Below are 25,848 nucleotides of genomic sequence, written 5' to 3'. Positions count from 1 at the left end.
CCCAGGCAACAGTGCCTGGGCATGCAGGACGCCGATCAGAAATCGGCGCTGTAATGCAGGCTCAGCGCGCGATCGTCGCCGCGCTCGCCCACCCGCTGGTCGTAACCGAAACGCAGCTGGCTCCGGTTGCCGAACGGCGCGGAGGCCGCGATGCCGAACAGGCCACCCGAGCGCGCCGGCTGCATGCCACGCAACGGCGCCCACGCATCCACACCGATGAAACTAGCATCCAGCATCAAGCCGTCGCTGCGCAATGCCTGCTGCCATTCGGCATAACCGCCCAACTGGATGCCGCGCCAGCGATACGCCGAACGCACACCGGCCAGCACCTGGGTGCGTGAGGACGTGCTGGCATCGGCACGCAAGCCGAAGCCGTCGCCACCGCTTTCGCGGAAGCCTTCGCTACGCAGCCGCACGTAATCCAGACCCATGTACGGCGTCAGCGATGCGCGTGCACCGCCCCAGCGGTAGCCGGTTTCCAGGTTGCCGCTGAGGTAACTGCCGCTGTAGTCGCTGAAGGCGCTGCTGCGGTCTTCGCCGAACTGCAGGCTGCGCTTGATCTGCCGATCGACATTGCCGAAACCCAGCTGACCCAGCGTGTAGGCCGAGCCCAGCGTGGTGCCCCAGTACAGCTGACCTTGCACCTGACGATCGCGCCCACGCGCACCATCCAGATCGCCCAGGCTGTTGGAGCGCGTTTCGCCGAAAGCAAAACCCGCGACCGCGCCGGAGGCCAGGCGCAGATCATTCCCCATCATCCAGCCGGAGGTGGCGAATCCGGACGTGGTCACCCCACCCTCGCCCGGCCCGCCGAGCGCGCGTTGCCAGACGCCGAGCATGCGCGGCTGCTGCGACAAGCCATCGAAATGCGCCGCCAACGCACGCCGACCCAGATCGATGGTGTCGAAGGTCATCGCTGCCGAGGCCGCATGCGCACGACCGGACAGACTGCGCAACGAATCGGCTGCTGCCTTGGCGGTGGGCGATTGCTGCAAGGCCGCTGCGGCGCGAATGAAGCCGTTACTGATCGCGCCGCTGCCTTGCAGTTGTTGCGCATCCACCTGCTGGAACGCCTGCTCGACACGCACTGCCGAATCCATCGATGCAGTGCCGATGACGCCCAGCGTTGCCGCGACTGCAGTGACATCCATGCGCCGCAACGTCAGATACGCGCTATTGCTGTCGTAGCTGAGATTGGCATCGAGGAAGGTCACTGCCGGCCCGTTGCTGAGCGAATCGAACCGGCCCTGCAGCCCGTTGGTGGCTTGCAGCAAGGTGTAGGTGTTGTTGTCGATCACGTAATCGCGCCGGCCGAGCACTTGCAGATCGCCCGCAATCGTCGCGGTGCCCGCAACGTTCAAACGATCGCCGACGTTCAAGGCCAGACGGCCGTCACCCGCCTGGGTGTAATTGCCGGTGACAGACAGCGCGGCACTGTTGACCTGCAGCGTGCCGGCGTTGTTCACCGTTCCACCGATCCTGCCGGCACCGACCAGCCTGGCGCCATTGGCGATGCCCACGCGCGCACTCTGCAGACTGGCCGTCTGCAAGGTGCCACCGAGCACCTGGGTGTCGCCGGCAAAGGTGTTGGCATCGCTGCTTAATACCAAGGTACCGGTCCCACGCTTGGTCAGGCCACCGCTGCCGCTGATGTCGTTGGCCCAGGTCGAACGCAAGGTATTGACGGTGACATCCACCGTCCCCCAATCGAAACGTGCCGGTCCCAGTACCGCCTTGCCGACATTGAGCAAGCCGTAGCCGAACGTCGGATCGACGCCCGCCGCGCCCAGATCGGTGGCAGTTCCCAGCAACGTCTGGCGCACCAGATCATTGTTGAAATACGGAAACGCCTCCCACACCAGCGCAGCTGCGCCGGACACCAGCGGCGCGGCAAACGAGGTGCCGCTGCCATAGAAATAACGGATGTTGCTGGCAGTGGCATCTGGGTCGAGAAACATCGAGGTGCCCGGCGCCACCAGGCAATAACGCATCGCAACGCCGCAAGCATTGGAGTACGAGGCCAGCTGCGTTGGATTGGCGGTATCCAGCGCGGCGACCACCAACCAGCCGCGTTCCAGATCGGCGGCCGGCAGCGTTCCATTCGGGCCCAGTTGGCTGGGCAGCGCGGCCGTATCGGAGGGCTGCGCACGCGATTCGTTGCCCGACGCAAACACCACCAGCCCATCGTTGCCGATGATGAAAGGCCGGTATTCCTGCGCAATCTGATTGGTCACCGCCGGGTCGTTCCAATACAGCCCGCCCCAGGAATTATTCATGATGCGCACGCCTGCGCTGATCAGGTCGGCATGTACGCCGGCCAGTCCAAGCGGGCCATCGACCTCGTTGCCTTCGCCGCTACCGTCATCGTCCGGCGCTTCATCGCTGATGATGCGTGCGGACACCAGGCCTGCGCCGCTGGCGATGCCGCCAGGCCACTGCCCTACTGCACGCCCGGCCGCCAGTTGCGCCACCACGGTGCCGTGGCCCACCACATCGCCCGCAGCGACATTGTTGGTGCGCGGATCGACATAGATGAAGCTGTCGCTGACCCGCCCCTGCAAGGCCGGATGATTGGTATTGATGCCGGTATCGATCACGCCGATGCGATACCCCGCACCGGTGAACCCCAACGCCTGCGCGGCGCGCGCATTGGTCAGCGTCAGATGCGCGTCGAATGCGGGTTCCGGTGTCGTCGGCGGTGCCACCACTGGCGGTGGCGGTGGCGGCGGTGAGGTTGGCGGCGGTGGTGGCGGTGGCGAGGTCGGTGGCGGTGCAGTCGGTGTGGTCGGACGAATGCCGCCACCACCTCCACCGCCGCCACACGCGGTCAACGCCACAGCTAACGCCGAGGCCAGGACAGTCCTGGCGACGTCTCTCTTCTTCATCTGCGTTGTTCTCCCCGAACCCATTCCATGGATAGGGCCCAATCCGGACCCGAACGACGTCTTTATAACGCATCGTCACGCCACTGTCGCAGCTAACTGCGTAGCGCATGTCGCGGCTGGCGCGAACGGAGCATGAGGCAGATAATCGTTTCACTTTAAACGGTATCTCTTCTATGTCCGACATCGTCATCGTTGCAGCCAAACGCACTGCCATCGGCTCGTTCCTTGGCCAATTCAATGGCGTGCCGGCGCCCAAGCTCGCCGCCGCCGCGATCGAGGGTGCGCTGGCGCAATCAGGGATCGCACCAGCCGACATTTCAGAAGTCATCGTCGGCTGCGTGCTGCCGGCCAACCTCGGCCAGGCGCCTGCACGTCAGGCCGCGATTGCCGCAGGCATTCCCACCTCCACCGGTGCCACCACCATCAACAAGGTCTGCGGCTCGGGCATGAAGGCAATCATGTTCGGACACGATCTGATCAAGGCCGGCTCGGCCAGCATCGTGGTCGCCGGCGGCATGGAGTCGATGAGCAACGCGCCGCATCTGCTGCCCAACTCGCGCACCGGCAACCGTTACGGCAACTTCCAGGCAGTCGATCACATGGCCTGGGATGGTCTGACCAATCCGTACGACGGCCAGGCGATGGGCGTGTTCGGCGAAGCCACTGCGGAGAAGTTCGAATTCAGCCGCGCCGATCAGGATGCCTTCGCGATCGCCTCGGTCGAGCGTGCGCAGGCAGCGCAGCGCAGCGGCGCGTTCGTCGATGAAATCGTTCCGGTCACCGTGGCAACACGCAAGGGCGAGGTCGTCGTGGACAGCGACGAGCAGCCCGGCAAATCCGATGTGGCCAAGATTCCGACCCTGAAGCCGGCCTTCAAGAAGGACGGCACCGTCACCGCCGCCAGTTCGTCGAGTATTTCCGACGGCGCGGCAATCACCATCCTGATGCACGCAGACGATGCGCAACGTCGTGGCATCACGCCGTTGGCGCGCATCGTCGGGCATGTCACCCACTCGCAGGAACCTGAGTGGTTCACTACCGCGCCGGTGGCCGCGATCCAGACCCTGGTCGGCAAGATCGGCTGGCACCTGGACCAGGTGGATCTGTTCGAAATCAACGAAGCGTTCGCGGTGGTACCGATGGTGCCGATCAAGGAACTGGGCATCGCGCACGACAAGGTCAACGTGCATGGCGGTGCCTGCGCACTCGGTCATCCGATCGGCGCATCCGGTGCGCGCTTGGTGGTGACATTGGTGAACGCGTTGCGCACGCGCGGCGGCAAGCGCGGAATCGCGACGCTGTGCATCGGCGGCGGCGAAGCGACTGCCATCGCTATCGAATTGATTTGATTGTTTTTAACGGCGATTTTGCAAAACTGAATGCGCGCACGCTTGACACTAGTCTTGTGGCCGTCATCATGTCGGGGGCGCGCAATAGCGCGTTGCCTAATCTAACGACGAGGATTGAAACAATGACCATTAACAAGCTGCTGATCGCAATGGCTCTGGGCCTGGCCCTGACCGCTTGCTCGAAGCCGGAACAGGCTCAGGACGCTGCTGCTTCGGCTAACGAAGCTGCTGCCGACGCTCAGACCGCTGCTGACCAGGCTGCTGCCTCGGGCTCGCAGTCGGCTGACGCCGCTCAGGCTGCTGCCAACACCGCTGCTGCTTCGGCTGACACCGCTGCTGACGCTGCCCAGGCTGCTTCCGGCGCCGCGACCGACGCTGCTGCTGATCAGGCTGCCGACGCTGCCAAGACGGCTGAAAACACCGCCGAAGCTGCTAAGGACACCGCCGAAGAAGCCAAGAAGTAATCACTTCTTAGCTCCAAGCGAGTTCGGAGAAAGCCGCTGGTTTCCAGCGGCTTTTTCTTTGCCTGCGATTTGTCCGGCGGATGGCACAGCGGCCGTATGCCCGCCCGGCGGCTGAATGGACAGTACGGCATTGACGCGCACTGCATTGGCTCCTGCATAAGCTCCGCGTTCCAACACCGGAACAGGAACAGGACCCACCCATGAAGACGATCCGCATGCTGTCGTTGAGCGCCATTGCCGCCCTTACGCTCGCCGCCTGCCAAGGCCCTGATGCAGAGCAGGCGCAACGCGATGCCGCATCCGCCGCCAAGCACGCCGCTGCCGCCACCGAGCAGGCCGCCGATCGCGCTGCCGTGCAGGCCAAGGCTGCCACTGCCGACGCACGCGTGGCCGCTCGCGAACTGGCGGCCGATGCCAGCCGCGCAACCGCCAATGCCGCCGACGCCACCGCCGACAAGACCCGCGAAATGGCCAACAAGGCCGAGCAGAACGCCGACAAGCACGACGCAGAGCATCCGGAACACTAAGAGCGACTGTCACAACGACTGCGCTCACCGCTAGGCGGGCACGGTCGGTGCTCGGAAAGCGCCATGTATCACGCACACGCCGGCTCTTCTGCGCCGTTCGTGCCACCAAGGACCGCCGGCCGCGCTTGTCAGCCACTCCGAAACACCGCGTGACCCCGTTGGCACTTTGCGCACGCGCCGGCTTTATCGAGCCGGCGCGTGCGTTTGTCGGCGGCAGAAAGCGCATGTTGTCGAGCACGGCAGGCTAGCATCGGCGCATGCCCTCCTCTTTTACCTCGCGCCGCAGCAATCAGCTTGCACTAGCTTTTTCTGCGCTGATTTTTATCGCCATCGGCATCGGCATCTTCGTCGGTGCACGCCGCTCGCTGGCCGATGCCGCGTGGGTGGCACACACGCATGAAGTGATCGGCCGGATCGACGAGATCCAGGCGCGCATGCTGGATGCCGAATCGGCGCAGCGCGGCTTTTTGCTCACCGGCAACGATGGATATTTGCTCGACTATCAGACCAGCGTCGAACGCCTGCCGATTCTGCTCGGCAACCTGCGAAGGCTGATTACCGACAACACCACCCAGGAACAGCATCTGGACCGCTTGCAGCAGTTGGTGGAGACGCGCCTGCAACAGATCCAGCATACGCTCGACCTCTATACGCAAAGCGGTCTGGAACCGGCGCGCGCAAGCATTCGACAGAACGCTTTCCGCACCACCAGCGCGATCCGCGAGCAGTCGCTGAGCATGGTGCAGCGCGAACAGGAACTGTTGGTGGAGCGCGCCGACAGCAGCCGGCAAAGTGCGACCTTGCTGCTGGTGCTGGCGCTGGCCGGCATTCCATTCGGGCTGGTCGTCGTCGGCACCGTCTACGGGTTGTTGATGCGCGAACTGAGCAATCGCGCGCAGGCCGAGCGGCTGGCAGCGCAGGCCAATCGCGAGCTGGGCGACAGTGTCGACGCGTTGCAACGCAGTACCGCCGATCTCAATCTGCTCAGCCGTTACACCGGCCTGCTGCAGAGTTGCATCAGCGCCGAAGAGGCGTTGGTGGTGACCAGCCGCACCCTGGCCGGCCTGCTGCCCGGCGTGGCCGGAAGCGTGTATCTGCTGCGCGCGTCGCAGGATCGCGCCGAAGCGATCAGCCATTGGGGCGAGCCGCTGCTGCAAAGCGCGCCGCATCTGCTGCCGGAAGAGTGCTGGGCGCTGCGCCGGGGCCAGCCGCACATCATCGAAGACCTGCACCGGGATGCGCTGTGTGCGCATATCGCCGTGCCCGACACCACCGCGCCAATCACTACCGCCTGCCTGCCGATGTCGGCGCAAGGCACCCAGCTCGGCTTTCTGTTTCTGTCCTCGCCCGGCCCTGGCCCGATGCCGCGCCTGGAAATTGCCGAGGCTGCCGCCGAGCAGTTGTCGTTGGCACTGAGCAATCTGCGTCTGCGCGAATCGCTGCGGCGGCAATCCATTCGCGATGCGCTGACCGGGCTGTACAACCGCCGCTATCTGGAAGAATCGCTCAGCCACGAACTGGCGCGCTGCGCACGCCGCGACCTGCCGTTGTCGGTGCTGATGCTGGATGTGGACCACTTCAAACAGTTCAACGACAGCCAGGGCCATGCCGGCGGCGATCTGCTGCTGGCAGCGGTGGGCGAGCTGCTGCTGACCCGCCTGCGCGCCGAAGATGTGGCCTGCCGCTACGGCGGCGAAGAATTCACTGTGATCCTGCCCGAGACCGATGGCGCCGAAGCCATGCGCGTGGCCGAGCAGATCCGTGGCTTTATCGCCGCATTGGCGGTCAGCGATGGCCAGCGCGCGTTGCCGCGCGTGACCGCGTCGATCGGCGTGGCCAGCTTCCCGGTCGACGGCGAATTGGGATCGAGCCTGATCCAGAAAGCCGATGCGGCGCTGTATATCGCCAAACACCGCGGACGTAACCGGGTCGAGCAGCACGGCGCCGCCACGCCCCCACTGGATTGAGCACGCACGCCGTCGATGTTGGATTGCGCAATTCGTCACACAAAAGATCCAACGACGCGGCGATAGTCGGCCTTGACCCCCAAGCGAGGCAATCCGATGTCGATGTGGCGCGATCAAGGTCCCAACAAGAAAGACGGCGTTCCGGCCGCACCCGAAGTTCCCCCCGCCGCCGATGGGCGGTTGTTCACCGCCGAGGCCAGCCCCGCTCCGCCGGTGCCCGCCACCGCCCCGCCCAATGTTGCACCGGTGACGCCGGCAGCCAGTACTGCGGCCCCGCAGCGCCAGAGTGAAGCGAAAGAGTCGTTGATCGCCGCCGACATCAGCATCGAAGGCAAGATCGAAGGCGCCGGGCACGTGCGTCTGGCCGGCCGCTTCAAGGGCGACGTCAACGTCAAGGGCGATCTCACCATCGAACGCGGTGCCAAGCTCAACGGCGGCGTGCGCGCCAACAAGGTGATCATCGCCGGCGAACTGGAGGGCAATATCGAATCCGCTGCGCAAGTGGAATTGCAGACTTCCGGCGTGCTGGTCGGCGACGTCAAGGCCGGTAGCCTCACCGTGGCGTCGGGCGCCCGCATGCGCGGCCAGGCCGATTTCGGCTGGGGCGAAGACACCGGCAAGCCGGTTGGCACGAGCAAGGCAATCGTGAGCGGAGACAGCGACGCCACATGAGTGGACCCCGCCCGGGCACGCCCGGTGCCACGCGCAGCTGCCCGCATTGCAAGGCGACGATTCTGGAAAGCGCCAGCGTCTGCCCTGCGTGCAAGCACCACCTGCGCTTCGACTCGGCAGCTGTGCAACATGCGCAGCCCGCCCCGATCGTGCCGCTCAAGGTCGAAGGCACCATCCGCCATCCTGCCGATGGCGATCCATGGGAATACACCGTGGTGGTGTCGGTGCGTAACGGCAAGGGCGAAGAGATTCGCCGCCAGGTCGTGGATGTCGGCGCAATGCAGGGCGGCGAAGAGCGTGGATTTACGCTGGCTGTGGAAGCGACCGCGGTGCGCTCACCTGGCCGGCGTACGCGGCATTAGGGTGTAAGACGGCAAGCGCCAGATGGAAGACATGCAGGAGATCGGGCGTGCGGGAGATCAGGATCGGAGCGGGATCAACGCGGATAAAGCCGACACTCCTCGCCTTTGATGTTCGCTTGTCACCTCTCAGTGGTGTTTTCGATGCAGCAAAAGGCAACGTCCTAGCGTCCCAGCGACGTTGAAGCCGCACGTCTCGCCACGCGAAACGCTCGACCGCGTCGCGCTAGACGCTTTCGCGTAATCACGCACGCGTCCACCCGAACCTCGCCGTGCAAGCACGTGTCAAAGCGTTACGCCGATGCATGCCATTCCCATTCTCAGGATCTGCACACCGGCTTGGCCAGAGTTGCCGCATGCGCAACGGCAACGACAAACCTGGCGATCTGGTGGTGCTTGGCCCCGAGGGTCTGTATTGCCCGCAGGGCGACTTCCATATCGATCCCTGGCGGCCGGTGCCGCGTGCGGTGATCACCCACGGGCATGGCGACCACGCGCGCAGTGGCATGGGCGAATACCACTGCACGCACGAGAGCCTGCCGATCCTGCAGTGGCGCCTTGGCGAGCAGGTCTATCACACGCATGCCGATGGTGAAGCGTTTCGCCTGGGACGTGCGCAGGTGTCGCTGCATCCGGCCGGCCACGTGCTCGGCTCGGCGCAGGTGCGTATCGAAGTCGATGGCGAGGTCTGGGTCGCCTCGGGTGACTACAAACGCCAGCACGACCCCACCTGCAAGCCGTTCGAAGTGGTGCCGTGCGACACCTTCATCACCGAAGCGACCTTCGGGCTGCCGGTGTATCGCTGGCCGGATACTTCAGACGTCGCAGCCGATATCGTCGCCTGGCGTCACGAATGCGCCGAGCGCGGCGAAGCGGCCATTCTGTATTGCTACGCATTGGGCAAGGCGCAGCGGGTGTTGGCGGAACTGCGTGCCTGGGACACGCAACCGGCGTTGCTGCATGGCGCGATCGCGGTGGGCGTGGAGGTGTATCGGCAAGCCGGCATCGCGATGCTGGAGACCCAACCGGTCAGCGAACACGCGCGCGGCGCCGACTATGCCGGGCAATTGGTATTGGCGCCGCCCTCGGCGGCCGGCAGCGCCTGGATCCGTCGCTTCCGGCATGCGCAACAGGGCTTTGCATCGGGCTGGATGCGCATTCGCGGCAATCGCCGTCGGCGCAATTACGACCGCGGCTTTGTGGTGTCCGATCATGCCGATTGGCCGGACCTGTTGCGCACCATCGAAGAGACCGGCGCGCGCCGCGTGATCGCCACCCACGGCAACACCGACGCCTTGATCCAGCATCTGCTGGAACGCGGCGTCGCTGCCGAAGCCTTCCGCACCGATTTCGGAGCCGAGGAATGAACCCGCTGCCCGCACGTCGTTATGTTCGCGCACGTCCCCGCACTCTCCTGAGCGGCGCGCTTGCGTTTCGTCGGCACGCCTTGGCGTTTCGCATTCATCGCGCTGCGCCTGCGGCCATTGTCGGACCGCCGCAGCCGCAGCGTCACGCGCGCAGCTTGAGTGCGTTTACGCAACGCGCGATGAAACTGCGCGCCGCAAGCAAGTGCGCAACGACGCAGGCACTGCCGTGAAGCGATTTGCCGCGTTGTACCGCACCCTGGATCGCAGCACCGGCACGCTCGACAAGCGTGCAGCATTGGTGCGTTATTTCGGCAGCGCGCCGCCGCTTGATGCGGCCTGGGCGCTGTATTTACTGGCAGGCGGCAAGGTGGCCAGCACGCGCATGCGCATCGCCAGCAGCGGCGAGTTGCGCGAATGGATCACCGAAACCGCCGGCATTGCCGATTGGTTGGTTGCAGATAGCTACGACCACGTTGGCGATCTGGCTGAAACGCTGGCCTTGCTGTTGGATGATCCGGCCACCGAAGCGGCGGATTTACCGCTTGCAGAATGGATCGAACAGCGGCTGCTGCCGATCGCCAATCAAGACGTCGATGTACGCAAGGCCTGCATCGTGCAGGCGTGGCGCAGCCTGGCCTTCGACGAGCGTTTGGTGTTCAACAAGCTGCTGACCGGCGCGCTGCGCGTCGGCGTGTCGCAGCGACTGGTGCAACAGGCCTTGGCCGAGATGTCCGGAATAGAGATCGCGCGTATCGCGCAGCGCATGCTCGGCAGCTGGCGGCCGCATCCGACCTATCTGGCCAACCTGCTGACCGCCGAAGAATTGCCCGGCGATCGGCAGCAGCCCTACCCCTTCTTTCTCGCCTCGCCACTGGAAGCCGAGGTCGACACGCTGGGCGCGGTCGATGCCTGGCTGCTGGAATGGAAGTGGGACGGCATTCGGCTGCAGCTGATTCGACGCGCTGGCGAAGCGGCGTTGTGGTCGCGTGGCGAAGAACGTCTGGATGGTCGTTTTCCGGAAATCGAACAGGCCGCGATGCAGTTGCCAGAGGGCACCGTCATCGATGGCGAGCTGTTGGCCTGGCAAGCGGAGCAGCCATTGCCGATGCCGTTCACCGCCTTGCAGACGCGCATCCAGCGGCTCAAGCCCGGACCCAAAACCTTGGCGGCGGCGCCGGCGCGCGTGGTCGCCTACGATTTGCTTGAGCTGGACGGCGAGGATTTACGCGAGCGTCCATTGCGGGAGCGTCGCGCATTGCTGGAAGGCGTGCTGGCCACACTCGCCGATCCACGCATCGTTGCCTCGCCATTGGTGCAGGTGAGCGATTGGCAGGCCGCCGCGCAAGTGCGCCTGGATGCACGCGAGCGCGGCGTGGAAGGGCTGATGCTCAAGCGCGCCAATTCGGTGTATCAATCCGGTCGTCGACGCGGCGACTGGTGGAAGTGGAAGATCGACCCGCTCACCATCGACGCGGTGCTGCTGTATGCGCAAGCCGGTCATGGCCGGCGCAGCACGCTGTACACCGACTACACCTTCGGGCTGTGGCACGAGGGCCAGCTGGTGCCGATCGCCAAGGCCTACTCCGGTCTGGACGACAAGGAAATTCTGCAACTGGATCGCTGGATCCGCGCCAATACCACCGAGCGCTTCGGCCCGGTGCGCGCGGTCACCGCGCATCATGTGTTCGAGCTGGGATTCGAAGCGGTCAATCGCAGCGCGCGGCACAAGTCCGGCATTGCGGTGCGTTTTCCGCGGATTTTGCGCTGGCGCCAGGACAAACCGATGGCCGAGGCCGATCACCTGAGCAGCTTGCAGGCGCTGGCACGGTGAGCAACGCGCAGCAGACACGCGGCACGCCATTGCAGCAATGGCGTGCCTGGTTCGCGCAGCGCGGCTGGGCGCCGTTGCCGTTTCAACGCGATGTGTGGAAGCGCTATCTCGATAGCGAATCCGGCTTGTTGCATACGCCAACCGGCAGCGGCAAGACGCTGGCGGCCTTCGGCGGGCCGCTGCTGGAAGCATTGGCTGCACGTGGGCGCAAGCCGGCGACCAAACCCGCCACGACTGCGCGACGCCAACAGCAACGCACGTTGCAGGTGCTGTGGATCACCCCGTTGCGCGCACTCGCCGCCGATACCGCACGCGCTCTACGCGAGCCGGTGGAAGCACTGGGGCTGGATTGGCAGGTGGGCTTGCGTACCGGCGATGCCAGCGCGCGCGACAAGCGGCTGGCGCGCAGCGGCAAGCTCGATGTACTGGTCACCACGCCCGAATCGTTGGCGTTGTTGCTGTCGTACCCGGATACCGCGCCGCAGTTGTCGGCGCTGCGCTGCGTGATCGTCGACGAGTGGCATGAGCTGCTCGGCAACAAACGCGGCGTGCTGCTGCAGCTGTGCTTGGCGCGCCTGCGCGGCTGGGCGCCGGCACTACGCATCTGGGGCTTGTCGGCGACGCTGGGCAACCTGGCGCAGGCACGCGACGTGCTGTTGCCGCATCGCCCGGATGCTGCGCTGGTCTCGGGCGTCAAACCGCGCGCGATGACGTTGGAGACGTTGTTGCCGGAGAGCGGCGAACGCTTTCCCTGGGCCGGGCATCTCGGCCTGGCGCAGCTGGCGCGCGTGCTGCAGAAGATCATGCAGCAACGTACCAGCCTGGTGTTTACCAACACGCGCGCGCAGGCCGAGTTGTGGCATCAGGCCTTGAACGCGGTGTGGCCGGACGATCCGGCCATGCTCGCGTTGCATCACGGCTCGCTGGACCCCTCGCTGCGCGCAGCGGCCGAACTCGGCTTGCGCGACGGCAGCCTGCGCTGCGTGGTGGCAACCTCCAGCCTGGATCTGGGCGTGGATTTTCCGGCGGTGGATCAGGTGCTGCAGGTCGGCAGCCCGAAAGGCATTGCCCGCTTGCTGCAGCGTGCGGGCCGCGCGCGTCATCGCCCGGGCGAATCCGGACACGTGGTATGCGTGCCCTCGCATGCGCTGGAACTGGTGGAATACGCCGCTGCGCGCCGCGCGATCGTGCATGGCCATATCGAAGCGCGCCCACCGCCACGCCTGTCGCTGGACGTATTGGCGCAGCACTGCGTCACGCTCGCACTCGGCGGCGGTTTCCGCGCCGATGCAGTGTTTGAAGAAGTGCGCGGCACCGATGCATTTGCGGCGCTGGATAAAGCCACCTGGCAAGCGGTACTCGACTTCATCGTGCAAGGCGGCAGCGCGCTGGCGCATTACCCGGATTTCCATAAAGTCGTGCGCGACGAAGAGGGCGTGTATCGCGTCATCGATCGGCGCGTCGCGCTGCGGCATCGCTTGTCCATCGGCACCATCACCAGCGACGGCAGCGTGCGCGTGCAGTTCCTGCGCGGCGGGCGCCTGGGTGCGGTAGAAGAACAATTCGTCGGCCGTCTGCGCCGTGGCGATCGTTTTCAATTCGCCGGCCGTTTGCTGGAGCTGGTGCGGCTGGAAGACATGACCGCTTATGTGCGCGTGGCCAAGGGCGGCAGTGGCGTGGTGCCGAAATGGATGGGCGGGCGCATGCCGTTGTCGTCGGCCTTGGGACGCGAGGTCGAGGCGGTGTTTGCCGATCCCGGCGATGCGCCGGAAATGCAGGCGCTTGCGCCGTTACTGCGCTTGCAGTCATCGCTGTCCTCGCTGCCCGGCCCGGAACATCTGCTGGTGGAAAGCATCAAGGCGCGCGATGGCCGGCATGTATTCGTGTATCCGTTCGCCGGGCGTCAGGTCAATGAAGGGTTGGCTGCATTGCTTGCCGCACGCTGGGGTCGGCGTCAGCGCAACACCTTCAGTTTCGCCGCCAACGATTATGGCTTTGTGCTATCGCCCGCGCAGGATGTGGAACTCGACGCGAGCGTACTGCAGAGCTTGTTGTCGCCAGCCGGATTGCTCGACGATCTGCGCGACAGCCTCAATCTGGGCGAACTGGCACGCCGGCAATTCCGCGAGATCGCCCGCGTTGCCGGGTTGCTGTCGCCAGCGTTGCCTGGCCGTGCACCACGCAGCCTGCGTCAGCTGCAGGCCTCCAGCGGCTTGCTCTACGACGTGTTGCAGCGCTTCGATCCCGAGCATCTGCTGCTTGCTCAAGCCGAGCGCGAAGTGTTCGAAGGCCAGCTCGAACTGGCGCGGCTTGCGCATGCACTGGAAGATTGCGCACGCCGCGAACTACGCCTGTGCAAACCGCGCAGTCTGACTCCTCTGTCGTTTCCGTTATGGGCAGAACGTGTGCGCGGCCAACTGAGTACCGAAGACTGGAAGGCCCGCGTGCTGCGCGCTGCCGAACAACTGGAGCGTAAACATGGGCGATAGCGTGCAACTGCAGCTGGCCGGCGAAACAGTGGAATTGCTCGGCGAGCGTGCGCTGTACCGGCCGGCACAACGCGCCTTGTTGATCGCCGACCTGCATCTGGGCAAGGCCGATGTGTTCCGCCGCGCCGGCATCGGGATGCCGGCCGGCGGCACTGCGCACGATCTGGATCGGCTGGATGCGTTGCTGCAACAACGCGACGTGGAGGCGTTGTGGATCCTCGGCGATCTGCTGCACGGACCCGCCCCGCGCGCGGCCTGGCATCGCCGCTGGAGCGCATGGCGCGAGCGTCACTGCGCGTTGCGCGTGATCGCCATCCGCGGCAACCACGACCGCGCTCTGGCCGGTGCGGATCTGCATATCGAAGCGGCCGGCGAGCAGGTCGAAGACGGCCCGTTCGTGCTGCGCCACGATCCCTTGCCGCATCCTACCGGGCACGTGCTGTGCGGGCATCTGCATCCGCTGGCCGCGCTGCCCGGCATGTCGCGTCGCTGGCCGGCATTCTGGCTGCGCGAGCGCGTCACCATCCTGCCGGCGTTCTCGCATTTCACCGCCGGCATCGTGCCAACGCTGATCGAAGGCGAGCGCCTGGTCGCCTGTGTGGAAGGCGATGCGGTGGCGTTGCCGGTACGCTAGCGACACAGCAGTGCCGCTGCGATCACGCCAGCACGCATCAGATAGATCACGCGTGTGGCCCGCAACAACCCACACGCGCTACATCACGGCTTTAACGCCATCGGCCTCAGCACGTGTTTGCAGCTGCGGTTGCGGCACTGGTTGCGACAACGCCTCCACAAACTCCGGCGCCAACGCCAGCTTGCCGAACCAACCCTGCTGGGTACCGCTGAGCACACGCAGCATATGTCCGCGCCCGACAGGCACGCGGCCCATCGGGCGCATCAGCAGATCGCGTCCGTGTGCCCATAGATCGCGTTCGGACTGGAACAGCGGCGTCAACCAACGGCTCCAGCGGTGGTAGATCGCCACATGCGCCTGGCGTTCGCGCTGATAGTGCTGCAAGGCCGCATCCAGATCAGTGCCAACCCGCAACGCATCGCGCATCGCCAACGCGTCCAGCAGCGCCATGTTGACGCCCTGCCCCAGCTGCGGACTCATCGCATGAGCGGCATCGCCGGCCAGCACGAAACGGCCGCGATGCCAGCGCGTCACCACCGCGTCGCGGTAACTGGCACGCGCCAGTGCGCCATGCACTTGCACAGTTTCCAGGCGGGCGTGTGCATCCGGCCACATCTGCGCCACTTCATCGCGCCATGCCGTGATGCCGCGCTGTTCCCACGCGGCAAAATCGCTGCACGGCAGGCTCCAGAAAAAACTCAGCCGCGGCGTGTCGTCGCCGGGCCGCGTGCCCACCGGCAGCAGGCCGATCATCTTGCGTGCGCCGATATAACGCTGTCGCAGCTCATCGACGAACGGCCAATCCTCGCGTGGCAGCAGGCACCACAGCGCGCCCCACGGATAGACCCGATCCAGCCGCGTGCCCTGCGCCTGCGCGCGTAGCGTGGAGGCCGAGCCATCGGCGGCGACGATCAGATCGTACGGACCATGCCAGTGCCCGCGCTGGTCCTGCACACGCACGCCGTCGTGATCGATCGCGGTGATCTGCGTATCCACATGCAGCTGCGCCTGCTCCGGCCATGCATCGCGCAACAGCGCGAACAAGGCGCCGCGCTGCATGCCCAAGCCCATCAGCCGCGTATCCAGATCGCGATACTGCATGTCCATCACCGCGCGTCCGCACGGCGTCTCGCCATACAGCCGCCGCACCGGCGCGCCATGCGCAAGCGCCTGCGACAGCAATCCCATCTTCCACAACACCTGCAGGCCGCTGGGCTGCAACAGAAATCCTGCGCCCACCGGCCCGGGCGCGGCAGCGCGCTCGAACACATCCAGTCGATGCCCATCGGCGCCCAGCAGCACCGCCAGTGCCTGCCCCGCCGTGCCATAGCCCACTACCGCAATCCGTAATGCTCGTTGCATCGTCCCTGCTCTGTTTCGCTAGCACCGATCCCGCATGGACCGGTGCAAAAAAAACCCCGCCGTGGCGGGGTTCTTCAACCGCACAATCGAGTCACATCACTCGACCGGCGTGATGTTCGAAGCCTGGGCACCCTTGGGGCCCTGGGTCACGTCATAACTGACGCGCTGGCCTTCCTGCAGGCTGCGAAAGCCCTTGGAGTTGATCGCGGAGAAGTGCGCGAAGACATCGGCGCTGCCGTCCTCCGGTGAGATGAAGCCAAATCCCTTGGCGTCGTTGAACCACTTGACGGTACCGTTCGGCATGGTGATGCGAGACCTTTGCAATAATTAATGGGTGGTGTACGGCAGAGCGTACGCGCCGAGTATGCAAAGCTTATGCCCCAATGACAATCACCCGCGTGCAAGTTCGCCAATCAGCTCCGGCAATCCGGACGAGGCCGCATCGACGTTACTCAGCACCTCGGCCATGGTGATTTCCTGCGCGTCGCCGCAGCCGGCCGCCCAGTTCGCAACGATCGCCAAACACGCATATTCCAGGCCTTTTTCGCGTGCAAGCCCCGCTTCGGGCATGCCGGTCATGCCGACCAGATCGCAGCCGTCGCGACGCATGCGGGCGATCTCTGCAATCGTTTCCAGCCGTGGCCCTTGCGTGGTTCCGTAACATCCGTCGGCAACCAGCGTGACACCCGTCACTTTGGCTGCGGCAATGACTTTGCTGCGAAACATCGGCGAATACGGATGGCCGAAATCCACGTGCTGCACCTCGCTGCCCGGCTCTTCGCCGAAGGTGGACACGCGGCCCCAGGTGTAATCGATCAACTGATCCGGGCACGCCAATACGCGCGGGCCGAACCGCTCGGTGATGCCGCCCACGGTGTTGAGTGCCAGCACGCGCGAAGCGCCGATTTGCTGCAGCGCAGCGATGTTTGCGCGGTAGTTCACCTTGTGCGGGGGCAGCGAATGGCCTTCACCATGACGCGCCAGAAACGCCACGCGGTGACCCAGCAACATGCCGACGCGAATCGGCCCGGAGGGCGCGCCGTACGGCGTTTCGATCTGGTGCGTCTGCACCTCGTCCAGCTGCGCGAGCTTATAGACACCAGTGCCGCCGATGACGGCCAATGCGATGGAATTGGGGGGCACAACCGACCTCTGCTACGAAAAGACATGACGGCGCGCGCACGCGTGCGCGACGGACTGCCCGCAGCGATGCGGGCACACTGCGGGAATTACTGCTTCATCGCATAGATGGCGGGAATGCCGCGCAGCTGCTCGTTGACGTCCATGCCGAAGCCGAACACGTAGCGGTCGGCCACTTCCACGCCCACATAATCGGCAGCGACGCCGGGCACGCAGCGGTCATGGCGCTTGACGGTCAACACCGCCACACGCACGTCGGTAGCGCCCTGCTCCAGGCACCACTGGCGCACGCCCTGCAGCGTGTAACCCTCATCGAGAATGTCGTCGACCAGAATCACCCGGCGGCCGAACAACGCGGTGGCCGGGCGATGCTTCCAGACCAGCTCGCCGCCGGTGGTTTCGCCGCGGTAACGGGTGGCATGCAGGTAATCGAACTGCAGGTCCTGGCCGCGTGCGCCCAGCTCCAGCGCGAGCTGGCCGGAGAACGGCAGCGCGCCATGCATGATGGTGAGATATACCGGCACTTCGCCGGCATAGTCGCGCGCGATCGCATCGGCAATGGTGCCGACGGCGGCGTCGATGGCGGGGCGGTCGACCAGCAGATCGGCTTGGGCCAGGGCCTGGGAAATGGTGAGCGTGGACATCAGGCAATTGTTCCGAAAGGGGCGGAAGGGGAAGTGGTGAATGAGGCGTCGGTGCCGGCGAGCAGGCCATCCCAGCCCAGCGCGCCGCGGCCGATCAGGCCGATCAGTGCTGCGGTATTGAGGCTGCGGCCTTGCACGGCCTGCAGCGATGCATCGACCAGTTCCGGATGGCAGACCAGCACTACGTCGCAGCCGGCATCCAGGTGCGCATGCACCCGGCCCGCCACGCCACCGGCACTGAACGAGGCCGCCATGCCGATGTCGTCGGAGAACACCACGCCGCGGAAGCCCAGTTGCCCACGAAGGATCTGCTCGATCCAGCGCTGCGAATAACCGGCCGGTTCCGGCGCAACCTGCGGGTAGACCACGTGCGCCATCATCACCGCGTCGGCACCGGCCTCGATCCCGGCCATGAATGGCACCAGGTCCTCGGCCAGCAGCACGTCCAGCGGCCGCGGGTCGCTGGCATGGTCGACATGGGTGTCTTCCAGCACCGTGCCATGGCCGGGGAAATGCTTGAGCGTGGCGGCCATGCCGGCGCCGTGCAGCGCCTGCACATAGGCGCGGGTGAAGCTGGCCACGATCTGTGGGTCGTCGCTGAAGGCGCGATCGCCGATGGCGCGGTTGCCACGGCCCAGATCCACCACCGGCGCAAAGCTCAGGTCCACCCCGCTGGCGCGTACTTCGCTGGCCATCAGCTGCGCATGCGCGCGCGCGGCAGCAAGGGCGGCCTCGGGGTCATGCGCATACTGCACGCCGAAGCTCTGCAGCGGCGCCAGAGCGCTGTAACCGTCGCGAAACCGCTGCACGCGCCCACCTTCCTGGTCCACGCAGATCAATACCGGGCGCGGTGCGGCAGCGCGGATGGACGCGGACAGCTCGGCTACTTGCGTGCGCGAGGCGAAATTGCGCTTGAACAGCACCACGCCGGCGACCGCATCGTGCTGCAGCCAGTCGCGCTCCTGTGCACTGAGTTCGGTACCGGCAACGCCGATCAGAAGCATGTTGGGGGACTCCCGGGCCAGGCGCCACGTTGGCGCAGCGCGGCATTGTCGCAGATGCGCGTTGCAGCGTCAGATCGCGTATTCAGGCAGGTGCCCGAATTGGGGCGTTATGTCGCGTCGCGATGAGCTGCGCCAGCGTCCCCGCCCCGCGCTGCCCGACCGGCGCACCGTGCGTCAGGCCCAGTGCACTGCTTGTTAGAGCACCTCAAGATTCGCCCGCCAATGCGCGGCCTGCGCCTGCACCTGGGCCAGCACCTCCGGCGCCATGTCGTCGAGCTGCCGGTAGGGCATCGCCAGCCGCTCGTTGGCGTGCAGCAGCGTGCGCTGCCGCGCCAGGAAATCCCAATACAGCGCGTTATACGGGCAGGCCTGCGCGCCGACCCGCGCCTTGCGCTGGTACTTGCAGCCGCCACAGTAATCGCTCATGCGGTCGATATAGGCTGCGCCGCTGATATACGGCTTGCTGCCGAGCAGGCCGCCGTCGGCGAACTGACTCATGCCGATCGTATTCGGCAACTCCACCCACTCGAACGCATCGATGTAGACGCCCAGGTACCAGCGATGCAGCGCCTGCGGCTCCAGCCCTGCCAGCAGCGCGAAATTGCCGATCACCATCAGCCGCTGGATATGGTGCGCATGCGCGTTGGCCAGCGAGTTGCAGATGGCATCGGCCAGGCAGCGCATGCCGATCTGCCCGTCCCAGAACCAGTGCGGTAGCGGCGCATGCTGCGCCAGCTGATTGGACTGTGCATAGCCCGGCATCTGCGACCAATACACCCCGCGCACGTATTCGCGCCAGCCCAGAATCTGCCGGATAAAGCCTTCCACCGATGCCAGCGGCGCATGTCCGTCATGCAAGGCCGCCTCCGCGCGTTCGATCACCTCACGCGGATGCAGCAGCTTGACGTTGAGCGCGAACGACAGCAGCGAATGAAATAAACGTGGGCTGCGCGTGCTCATCGCATCTTCGTAGCGGCCGAAGTGCGGCAACCCGTGCGTAATAAACGCATCCAGGTGCTGCAGCGCTTCGTCACGGTCCAGCGGCCATGGCAAGGCATCGTCGTTCGGTGCGCCGAAGCTGCGCACGCCAGCCGCTTCGATGCAGCTCCACAACGCGCGATGATCGTGCGCTACGCGCCAGTCCTGCGGCGCCGGCGGATCGCCCGGCCACGGCGCGCGGTTGTCGTGATCGAAATTCCAGCGCCCGCCTTCCGGCTCGCCGGATGCATCAAGCAGGACCCGGTGGCGACGGCGCATCTTTCGATAGAACACTTCCATACGCCATTGGCTGCCGGGGCGGAAACACGCGGCCACCTCATCGCGCTCGGTCAGAAAATGCTCGCTATCGACCATGCGTGTGGCGAATGGCTGGCGCGTGCACCAGTCTCGCAGCGCTTCATCCAGCCGCCATTCGTCAGGCGCCTGATAGTCCAGATGGGTAGCGTGGTAATGCGCCATCAACGCGCCCAGATTGGCGGGAATCGACTGCCGATTGCTGGGGTTGTCGATGGCCACGTAACGCACACGATGACCGGCCTGCCGCAAGCGCGCGGCGAACGCGCGCATCGCCGCGAAGATCGCCAGAATCTTCTGCGCGTGATGCAGCACGTAATCGGTTTCTTCGCGCACTTCCATCAGCACGTAGACCACGCCCGCATCGGTCGCATCGAACCAGCTGTGTTGCGGATTGAGTTGATCGCCCAGAATCAGGCGCAGCGTGTGTGCGGGTGCCTGTGGGTTGAGGTCGGCTACGTGTGCCACGGCATTAATCGCGATCGCTGCGTACGGCATCGCTGGCGCGCACACGCTCCGCCAGCGCCACGCCGCTTTGCCAGGCGCCTTCCACCTTGCCGCCGGCCAACCAGTCGCCACACAGACCGATACGCAATTGCGCATCCCAGGCACAGCCGATCTGCAAGGGCGGATCTGTGCTGGCCACTATCCAGCGAGACGCAGCGCAGGACTGCGGCACTGGCAACCCAAGCGCGGCCAGTGTTGGCAACACACTGGCAATCACCGCCTCGGGCGTCGCGTCGAAATGCGCCTGGCTCCAATCGGCATTGGCATGCAGCAGCCAGGTTTCGCCGCCGGTTCGTCCAGGCTTGCTGGCGTTGCGTGCCACCCAGCGCAACGGGCCGGCGTTGACGAACAAGGCGTCGTAACCAGGGTCGACCGGCGTGTCGAAATGCAGCACCACCGCCCAGGCCGGCTGCATGTTTGCGCCAGCGGCAATCGTCGCGAGCGTGGGCGCGATGTGCTCCAGTAATGCAGCTGCTACCGGCGCCGGCACCGCCAGCAACACTGTGTCGAAGGCGTGTCTCGTATCGTCTCCCGACACAGCCAGACACCATGTGTCGCCGTCGCGCTGCAGAGATCGCACAGCGGTGCCCAATCGAACATCCAGGTCTGCCGCAAGCGCACGCGCCGGTGCGGCCATGTCCGGCACACCGACAAAGCGCGCCAAAACGCTCTGCGAGGGACGAAATTCGATGCCATCCCAACTCGCCACGCGCGCAGGCCAGGCCGCCGCAATGCCGGCCACAATCCATTCGTCCACCACCGTTGCAAACGCCGGATCGCGTGCGGTGAAATACTGCGCGCCGTGGTCGCACTGCCAGCCATCGCCTGCGCAACTGCGCATGCGCCCGCCGGGCACATTGGCTTGCTCGAACAGCGTTACCGTCCATCCCGCCGCCTGCAGCCGTTGCGCACAGGCAAGCCCTGCCAATCCGGCGCCGATCACCGCAACCGTCTTCGGGCGGGCGGGCTGTGTCATCTCGTCATGAGTTGGGAGTTGCAAGACGCCGCCGGCGGTTCACACTGCACAGCCGTCCGGCCCGCAGGCATCGGGACCACCGATCGGCGCCGATTCGGCCGCCAGCTGCAACAGTGCTTGCGCAAAACTCTCCGGCGGCTGTGCGCCCTGGATCAGGCTGCGTCCATCGATCACGAAACTGGGCACCGCACGGATTCCCAGCGCAGTGGCCTGCGCCAATTGCGCCTCTACCGCAACGATGCCTTCATCGGAGTCCAACAGTGCGCGCACGCGCGCCTCATCCAGACCGCCAGCGGCACCGGCAGACACCAGCGTTTCGGTCGCGCCCAGGTTGTGGCCTTCGGCAAAATGCGCATGAAACAGCGCTTCGATCACGGCCTCGACATCGCCCTCATGGCTCGCCAGCCAGATCAGCCGATGCGCGCGCAATGTACTGACCTGCACCTGCCCACGCCCGAAATCGAACGGCAAACCTTCGGCACGCGCAGTGGCCTGCGTCTGCGCCAGCATCTGATCCACGCGCGCAGCACCGCCGAACTTTTGCGCCAGCGCATCACGCAACGGTGTCGGTTCCAGTCCGGCGTCGGGATCCAGCTGAAACGCGTGGTAATGGATGTCCAGCGCAGGTGCCTGCGCACCAAGCGAGGCCACCGCCTGCTCGAAACGGCGCTTGCCGATCCAGCACCAGGGACAGACAACGTCAGACCAGATATCGATGCGCATGGGCGGGGATTGGAGATTCGTTATTGGGGATGCGCAGAGCATAAGCCCAATTCCAAGGCAGGGATTGGGGAGTCGCAACGCATCAGCCCAGGCCGACGCATCACCTCAGCTTTTACGAATCCCGACTGCCCAATCCCGAATCCCGGCTCTCCACCCACTGCGAGAACGGGTGCGAGGCCAGCGCCAGGTTGTAATAGCGCACATCGTCGGTGACTTCCGCGCCGACCCAGGCGGGCCTGGCAAACGCCTCGTCGGCACTCCCGAGTTCGATCTCGGCCACGACCAGCCCGGCGTTGTCGCCTAGAAATTCGTCCACTTCCCACACATGGCCCTGGTACTCGACCAGATGCCGGCGCTTGTCGATCAAACCGCCGACACATAGCGCCAGCAGCGCACGCGCATCGACCACCGGAATCGGGTAGTCGAACTCCTGCCGCGTATGCCCCACCTCACGCGATTTCAAATTGAGAAATGCGCTCTCGCCCTGGATGCGCACGCGCACCGACGCGTTCTGCGCGCCACTGCGCATCGCTGCCTGGTCGTTGATATAGCCCTGCGCCATCGGGATCACCGCATGCGCGGCGCTACGCCAACCGTCGCCGGTCACGAGAAACTTGCGTTCGATTTCAATGCCCATGTCCACAAGTATGGCGGGACCTGCAGAAAAATGCCTGGCCGACGCAGCCTTGCGACCTCTACACTCCGCCCCCTCTCATTCAAGGACAGAACGCCATGACAGTCAGCCGATACTCCACCCTGCACATTGCGGCGCTCACTGCTGCATTTGTGTGCGCAACTGCCACAGCCGGCGCTGCTGCAGCCACGCTCTCGCTGGCCCAGGCGCAACAGGCACTGGATGCGGCCATCGCCGATGACATGGCAGCCAACCCGCAGAAGCAGGGCGACGCGCTCATGTCCGCCATGTTCCGTCCGCGCTTGACCGCGTTGACCGGCTGCCTGCCGGCTGTCGACGCCAAACCGGAGACGCTCGATTGCATCGTCACCGGCCAGGCCGGGCCCAGCGAAAAACACATGACGCTGCGGTTTGTCCCGAAAGGGAGCGCGTGGGCGTTGCAGCACAGCGAGAAGGAAATGGAAGTCGCCGCGCCGGTACCGCCGCAGGATCGCGTGCAGGTGCTCCTGCGCGAGGCCATCAGCCAGATGCTTGCGCAGGAGAACGACGCGGCGATGCGCACGCGCATTCAAGACGCCGCGCGTACTGCGCAGGTCTCCGGTGTCGAGCGCTGCAAACTCGGCAGTGAGGCGCCAGTGGTCGAGTGCGACGTCATCGTTGAAGCCGAGGGCAAACGCGGCACGCGGCCGATGGCCTTCGCGCTGGTCGACGGGCAGTGGCAAAACGCCGTCGAAAAGAAAAACTAAGGACCAAAGTCACACCGTCCGGGCGACGGGTAACCGACGCCCGGAACATAATGGCCTAGCGCCGCTCAAACACCGCGATGCTTTCCACATGCGCCGTATGCGGAAACATGTCCATCGCACCGGCGGACTTGAGCGTAAAGCCCTGTTCGTTGACCAGATAGCCGGCGTCGCGCGCCAGTGACCCCGGATGGCAGCTTACGTAGACGATGCGCTCGAACTTTTTCAACGGCAGCTGCTGCAACACTTCCAACGCGCCCGAGCGTGGCGGATCCAGCAGCAGCTTGTCGAAGCCCTGCCGCATCCACGCGGTATGGTGCTGATCCTGGGTCAGGTCGGCCGCATAAAACTGCGCATTCTCCAGTCCATTGCGCTGCGCATTCTCGCGCGCACGCGCCACCAGCCCGGCATCGCCTTCCACGCCGACCACTTCGCGCACGCCGCGTGCCAGCGGCAGGGTGAAATTGCCCAGGCCGCAGAACAGATCCAGCACGCGGTCGTCCGGCTTGGCGTCGAGCAATGCCAGCGCATGCGCAATCATTTTCTGGTTGAGCGAGGCGTTGACCTGGATGAAGTCCAGCGGCCGGAACGCCAGTTCCACATCCCATTGCGGCAAGCGGAACGACAGCGGCACTTCTTGCGGCCACAACGGATGCACGCTCTCCACACCGCCCGGCTGCAGGAAAATCGCAAACGCGTGCGCCTGCGCAAATTCCGTCAGCGCCTGTAGATCGCGCTCGCTGAGCGGCTGCATATGGCGGATGGTCAGCACCACCGCTTCGTCGCCGGCAATGAATTCGATCTGCGGAATGTCGCGTTTGCCGTCCAGGCCTTCGACCAGCGCGGCCAGCAACGGAATCTTCTCGCCGATCTGCGGGATCACCGTGTAGCAGACCGACAGATCGGCCACGAAGCGCGGATCGAGCTCGCGGAAACCGACCAGCGTCTTGTCCTTCTTTTCCACCCGCCGCACCGAGAAGCGACCCTTGCGGCGGTAGCCCCAGTTGTCGCCCACCAACGCCGGCAGGATCGCCTGCGGGGTGACGTGGCCGATGCGCTCCAGGTTATCCATCAGCACGCGCTGTTTGGCCACAATCTGCTGCGACTCGTCCAGATGCTGCAGCACGCAGCCGGCACAGACGCCGAAATGCGGGCAGCGCGGGGTCACCCGTTGCGGCGATGCCTCCAGCACCTCCACCGTCTTGGCCTCATCGAAATGCCGGTTGCGCGCGGTGGGTTCGGCACGTACCACCTCACCGGGCAGGGCGCCGCTGATGAAGGTGACCTTGCCGCCCTCGCCCTCGCGGCGCGCAACACCGCGGCCGTCGTGACTGAGGTCGATAATGGCGATCTGGAACGGGGTACGGTCGAAACGGTTTCTGGTTCTGGCCACGTGGCGACGAGCTGCGGGCAAAAGGGTGCGTATTGTCGCAGATGCGATCGATGGAGGCCGCTAGAAGCGATGGGACAATTGTCGCGCGCCGCAAACACAGGCAAACTCCGGCTGCGCGCGGCGGTCACGACGCGGCATCGCTGACAAGGAGGCAGCATGAATATGGCGACACGTCAGGAACCCCACCCACGACTCTTGCTGGTGGAAGACGACCCGATCAGCCGCGGGTTTCTCCAGGCCGTCCTGGAAGACCTGCCCGCCCGGGTGGATTGCGCCGATTCCCTGTCTTCGGCGCTCGACCGCGCCCGCGAACATCGTCACGACCTTTGGCTGATCGACGTCAATCTTCCCGATGGCACCGGTAGCGAGCTGCTGCGCGCACTGCGCCTGTTGCATCCCGACGTCCCCGCACTCGCCCACACCGCCGACGGCACCATGACCATGCAACGCAGCCTGCAGTCCGATGGGTTTCTGGAAATGCTGGTCAAGCCGCTGAGCTCAGAACGTCTGCTGCAGGCGGTGCGTCGCGGACTGGCGCGCGGCCGTTACAGCGTGGCGCCGGTCGGCGTGGTCGACATCGCCGCCAGCGATTGGGACGAAGCGGCCGCACTCAGCGCGCTCAATGGCCAGCAGCACCATCTGAACGCGCTACGCGAATTGTTCCTGGCCGAGTTGCCGGGCACGCGCGACGCGGTGGATTCGGCCCTGCAGATCAGCGACGAGCCGGCACTGCGCAACCATCTGCACCGGCTGCAGGCCAGTTGCGGCTTTGTCGGCGCAGCGCGGCTTGCCGGCGCGGTGCGTTTACTGCGCGGCGACCCGCAATCGAGCACGGCGCAGACGCAGTTTCATGCGGCGGTGGCGGCGCTGCTGCACTGAACTGAG

The 25,848-nt window shown here is 65.3% G+C and carries 24 protein-coding genes; 13 read left to right on the top strand and 11 right to left on the bottom strand.

The window, feature by feature from the left end; genetic code table 11:
- Nucleotides 1-35: 35 nt before the first annotated feature.
- Complete coding sequence (locus NMB96_RS13270; RefSeq protein WP_255085010.1) at nucleotides 36-2,885, bottom strand: autotransporter serine protease; 2,850 nt, start codon at nucleotides 2,883-2,885, stop codon at nucleotides 36-38.
- 173 nt (nucleotides 2,886-3,058) lie between these two features.
- Between NMB96_RS13270 and NMB96_RS13265 the strand changes: the two genes are divergently transcribed.
- From NMB96_RS13265 to pdeM, 11 genes are all read left to right on the top strand, one after another.
- Complete coding sequence (locus NMB96_RS13265) at nucleotides 3,059-4,234, top strand: thiolase family protein (RefSeq protein WP_023903274.1); 1,176 nt, start codon at nucleotides 3,059-3,061, stop codon at nucleotides 4,232-4,234.
- Nucleotides 4,235-4,356: 122 nt separating this feature from the next.
- Complete coding sequence (locus NMB96_RS13260; RefSeq protein WP_039528386.1) at nucleotides 4,357-4,698, top strand: hypothetical protein; 342 nt, start codon at nucleotides 4,357-4,359, stop codon at nucleotides 4,696-4,698.
- A gap of 200 nt (nucleotides 4,699-4,898) precedes the next feature.
- On the top strand, nucleotides 4,899-5,225 hold the full coding sequence (locus tag NMB96_RS13255) for an XAC1346 family secretion chaperone (RefSeq protein WP_023903272.1): 327 nt from the start codon (nucleotides 4,899-4,901) through the stop codon (nucleotides 5,223-5,225).
- A 257-nt stretch (nucleotides 5,226-5,482) separates the two neighbouring features.
- Nucleotides 5,483-7,192, top strand: a complete 1,710-nt coding sequence (locus NMB96_RS13250) for a diguanylate cyclase (RefSeq protein WP_023903270.1) — start codon at nucleotides 5,483-5,485, stop codon at nucleotides 7,190-7,192.
- Between the two features lie 96 nt (nucleotides 7,193-7,288).
- Nucleotides 7,289-7,864 carry a bactofilin family protein gene (locus tag NMB96_RS13245; RefSeq protein WP_023903269.1) on the top strand — a complete coding sequence of 192 codons (576 nt, stop codon included), beginning with the start codon at nucleotides 7,289-7,291 and terminating at the stop codon, nucleotides 7,862-7,864.
- The gene (locus NMB96_RS13240; RefSeq protein WP_023903268.1) at nucleotides 7,861-8,226 is read left to right on the top strand and encodes a hypothetical protein; all 366 of its coding nucleotides are present in this window, start codon (nucleotides 7,861-7,863) and stop codon (nucleotides 8,224-8,226) included. Before NMB96_RS13245 ends, NMB96_RS13240 begins: the two co-directional genes overlap by 4 nt.
- A gap of 353 nt (nucleotides 8,227-8,579) precedes the next feature.
- Nucleotides 8,580-9,590 carry a ligase-associated DNA damage response exonuclease gene (locus NMB96_RS13235; RefSeq protein WP_023903267.1) on the top strand — a complete coding sequence of 337 codons (1,011 nt, stop codon included), beginning with the start codon at nucleotides 8,580-8,582 and terminating at the stop codon, nucleotides 9,588-9,590.
- A complete protein-coding gene (locus tag NMB96_RS13230; RefSeq protein ID WP_043889055.1) occupies nucleotides 9,587-9,820 on the top strand; it encodes a hypothetical protein in 234 nt (77 codons plus the stop codon). The genes NMB96_RS13235 and NMB96_RS13230 overlap by 4 nt, the downstream gene beginning before the upstream one ends.
- Nucleotides 9,817-11,421, top strand: a complete 1,605-nt coding sequence (locus NMB96_RS13225; RefSeq protein ID WP_023903265.1) for an ATP-dependent DNA ligase — start codon at nucleotides 9,817-9,819, stop codon at nucleotides 11,419-11,421. Before NMB96_RS13230 ends, NMB96_RS13225 begins: the two co-directional genes overlap by 4 nt.
- Nucleotides 11,418-13,910, top strand: coding sequence for a ligase-associated DNA damage response DEXH box helicase (locus NMB96_RS13220; protein ID WP_255085008.1), 2,493 nt, complete (start codon nucleotides 11,418-11,420; stop codon nucleotides 13,908-13,910). Before NMB96_RS13225 ends, NMB96_RS13220 begins: the two co-directional genes overlap by 4 nt.
- Entirely contained in the window at nucleotides 13,900-14,544 is a 645-nt protein-coding gene (gene pdeM, locus NMB96_RS13215) for a ligase-associated DNA damage response endonuclease PdeM (protein WP_023903262.1), read from the top strand. The genes NMB96_RS13220 and pdeM overlap by 11 nt, the downstream gene beginning before the upstream one ends.
- Nucleotides 14,545-14,622: 78 nt before the next feature.
- Here the strand turns inward: pdeM and NMB96_RS13210 are convergent, their stop codons facing one another.
- The 9 genes from NMB96_RS13210 to NMB96_RS13170 form a co-directional block, all read right to left on the bottom strand.
- Nucleotides 14,623-15,906: an FAD-dependent oxidoreductase gene (locus NMB96_RS13210; RefSeq protein ID WP_023903261.1), complete on the bottom strand. Its 1,284-nt coding sequence runs from the start codon at nucleotides 15,904-15,906 to the stop codon at nucleotides 14,623-14,625.
- 96 nt (nucleotides 15,907-16,002) lie between these two features.
- Entirely contained in the window at nucleotides 16,003-16,209 is a 207-nt protein-coding gene (gene cspE, locus NMB96_RS13205) for a transcription antiterminator/RNA stability regulator CspE (RefSeq protein WP_003488188.1), read from the bottom strand.
- A gap of 87 nt (nucleotides 16,210-16,296) precedes the next feature.
- A complete protein-coding gene (locus tag NMB96_RS13200; RefSeq protein ID WP_183086839.1) occupies nucleotides 16,297-17,049 on the bottom strand; it encodes an S-methyl-5'-thioinosine phosphorylase in 753 nt (250 codons plus the stop codon).
- A gap of 86 nt (nucleotides 17,050-17,135) precedes the next feature.
- Nucleotides 17,136-17,690, bottom strand: coding sequence for a hypoxanthine-guanine phosphoribosyltransferase (locus NMB96_RS13195; RefSeq protein WP_006449878.1), 555 nt, complete (start codon nucleotides 17,688-17,690; stop codon nucleotides 17,136-17,138).
- Entirely contained in the window at nucleotides 17,690-18,694 is a 1,005-nt protein-coding gene (gene nagZ, locus NMB96_RS13190; RefSeq protein ID WP_023903259.1) for a beta-N-acetylhexosaminidase, read from the bottom strand. The genes NMB96_RS13195 and nagZ overlap by 1 nt, the downstream gene beginning before the upstream one ends.
- Nucleotides 18,695-18,889: 195 nt before the next feature.
- Nucleotides 18,890-20,485, bottom strand: coding sequence for a cryptochrome/photolyase family protein (locus NMB96_RS13185; RefSeq protein ID WP_043889054.1), 1,596 nt, complete (start codon nucleotides 20,483-20,485; stop codon nucleotides 18,890-18,892).
- Nucleotides 20,460-21,494, bottom strand: a complete 1,035-nt coding sequence (locus NMB96_RS13180) for an NAD(P)/FAD-dependent oxidoreductase (RefSeq protein WP_374728755.1) — start codon at nucleotides 21,492-21,494, stop codon at nucleotides 20,460-20,462. The genes NMB96_RS13185 and NMB96_RS13180 overlap by 26 nt, the downstream gene beginning before the upstream one ends.
- A 15-nt stretch (nucleotides 21,495-21,509) precedes the next feature.
- Complete coding sequence (locus NMB96_RS13175) at nucleotides 21,510-22,193, bottom strand: DsbA family oxidoreductase (protein WP_043889053.1); 684 nt, start codon at nucleotides 22,191-22,193, stop codon at nucleotides 21,510-21,512.
- 112 nt (nucleotides 22,194-22,305) lie between these two features.
- Nucleotides 22,306-22,830: a CYTH domain-containing protein gene (locus NMB96_RS13170; protein WP_043889052.1), complete on the bottom strand. Its 525-nt coding sequence runs from the start codon at nucleotides 22,828-22,830 to the stop codon at nucleotides 22,306-22,308.
- A gap of 239 nt (nucleotides 22,831-23,069) precedes the next feature.
- Here NMB96_RS13170 and NMB96_RS13165 point away from each other — a divergent pair, with 239 nt between their 5' ends.
- Complete coding sequence (locus NMB96_RS13165) at nucleotides 23,070-23,573, top strand: hypothetical protein (RefSeq protein WP_225970174.1); 504 nt, start codon at nucleotides 23,070-23,072, stop codon at nucleotides 23,571-23,573.
- Nucleotides 23,574-23,628: 55 nt separating this feature from the next.
- Here the strand turns inward: NMB96_RS13165 and rlmD are convergent, their stop codons facing one another.
- Nucleotides 23,629-24,963, bottom strand: coding sequence for a 23S rRNA (uracil(1939)-C(5))-methyltransferase RlmD (gene rlmD, locus NMB96_RS13160; protein WP_043889051.1), 1,335 nt, complete (start codon nucleotides 24,961-24,963; stop codon nucleotides 23,629-23,631).
- Nucleotides 24,964-25,119: 156 nt separating this feature from the next.
- Between rlmD and NMB96_RS13155 the strand changes: the two genes are divergently transcribed.
- The gene (locus tag NMB96_RS13155) at nucleotides 25,120-25,842 is read left to right on the top strand and encodes a response regulator (RefSeq protein ID WP_023903252.1); all 723 of its coding nucleotides are present in this window, start codon (nucleotides 25,120-25,122) and stop codon (nucleotides 25,840-25,842) included.
- Nucleotides 25,843-25,848: the final 6 nt, after the last annotated feature.

The organism is Xanthomonas hortorum, assembly GCF_024339125.1.
Classification (GTDB): Bacteria; Pseudomonadota; Gammaproteobacteria; order Xanthomonadales; family Xanthomonadaceae; genus Xanthomonas; species Xanthomonas hortorum.
The sequence above is the reverse complement of the archived record's forward strand: the minus strand, read 5'-3'. Positions and strand labels throughout refer to the sequence as shown.

Excerpts from the sequence above, each read along its gene's own strand:
- NMB96_RS13270 (WP_255085010.1), bottom strand. The coding sequence starts at position 2,885 with ATGAAGAAGAGAGACGTCGCCAGGACTGTCCTGGCCTCGGCGTTAGCT.
- NMB96_RS13265 (WP_023903274.1), top strand. The coding sequence starts at position 3,059 with ATGTCCGACATCGTCATCGTTGCAGCCAAACGCACTGCCATCGGCTCG.
- NMB96_RS13260 (WP_039528386.1), top strand. The coding sequence starts at position 4,357 with ATGACCATTAACAAGCTGCTGATCGCAATGGCTCTGGGCCTGGCCCTG.
- NMB96_RS13255 (WP_023903272.1), top strand. The coding sequence starts at position 4,899 with ATGAAGACGATCCGCATGCTGTCGTTGAGCGCCATTGCCGCCCTTACG.
- NMB96_RS13250 (WP_023903270.1), top strand. The coding sequence starts at position 5,483 with ATGCCCTCCTCTTTTACCTCGCGCCGCAGCAATCAGCTTGCACTAGCT.
- NMB96_RS13245 (WP_023903269.1), top strand. The coding sequence starts at position 7,289 with ATGTCGATGTGGCGCGATCAAGGTCCCAACAAGAAAGACGGCGTTCCG.
- NMB96_RS13240 (WP_023903268.1), top strand. The coding sequence starts at position 7,861 with ATGAGTGGACCCCGCCCGGGCACGCCCGGTGCCACGCGCAGCTGCCCG.
- NMB96_RS13235 (WP_023903267.1), top strand. The coding sequence starts at position 8,580 with ATGCGCAACGGCAACGACAAACCTGGCGATCTGGTGGTGCTTGGCCCC.
- NMB96_RS13230 (WP_043889055.1), top strand. The coding sequence starts at position 9,587 with ATGAACCCGCTGCCCGCACGTCGTTATGTTCGCGCACGTCCCCGCACT.
- pdeM (WP_023903262.1), top strand. The coding sequence starts at position 13,900 with ATGGGCGATAGCGTGCAACTGCAGCTGGCCGGCGAAACAGTGGAATTG.
- NMB96_RS13210 (WP_023903261.1), bottom strand. The coding sequence starts at position 15,906 with ATGCAACGAGCATTACGGATTGCGGTAGTGGGCTATGGCACGGCGGGG.
- cspE (WP_003488188.1), bottom strand. The coding sequence starts at position 16,209 with ATGCCGAACGGTACCGTCAAGTGGTTCAACGACGCCAAGGGATTTGGC.
- NMB96_RS13195 (WP_006449878.1), bottom strand. The coding sequence starts at position 17,690 with ATGTCCACGCTCACCATTTCCCAGGCCCTGGCCCAAGCCGATCTGCTG.
- nagZ (WP_023903259.1), bottom strand. The coding sequence starts at position 18,694 with ATGCTTCTGATCGGCGTTGCCGGTACCGAACTCAGTGCACAGGAGCGC.
- NMB96_RS13185 (WP_043889054.1), bottom strand. The coding sequence starts at position 20,485 with ATGCCGTACGCAGCGATCGCGATTAATGCCGTGGCACACGTAGCCGAC.
- NMB96_RS13175 (WP_043889053.1), bottom strand. The coding sequence starts at position 22,193 with ATGCGCATCGATATCTGGTCTGACGTTGTCTGTCCCTGGTGCTGGATC.
- NMB96_RS13170 (WP_043889052.1), bottom strand. The coding sequence starts at position 22,830 with ATGGGCATTGAAATCGAACGCAAGTTTCTCGTGACCGGCGACGGTTGG.
- NMB96_RS13165 (WP_225970174.1), top strand. The coding sequence starts at position 23,070 with ATGGCAGCCAACCCGCAGAAGCAGGGCGACGCGCTCATGTCCGCCATG.
- NMB96_RS13155 (WP_023903252.1), top strand. The coding sequence starts at position 25,120 with ATGAATATGGCGACACGTCAGGAACCCCACCCACGACTCTTGCTGGTG.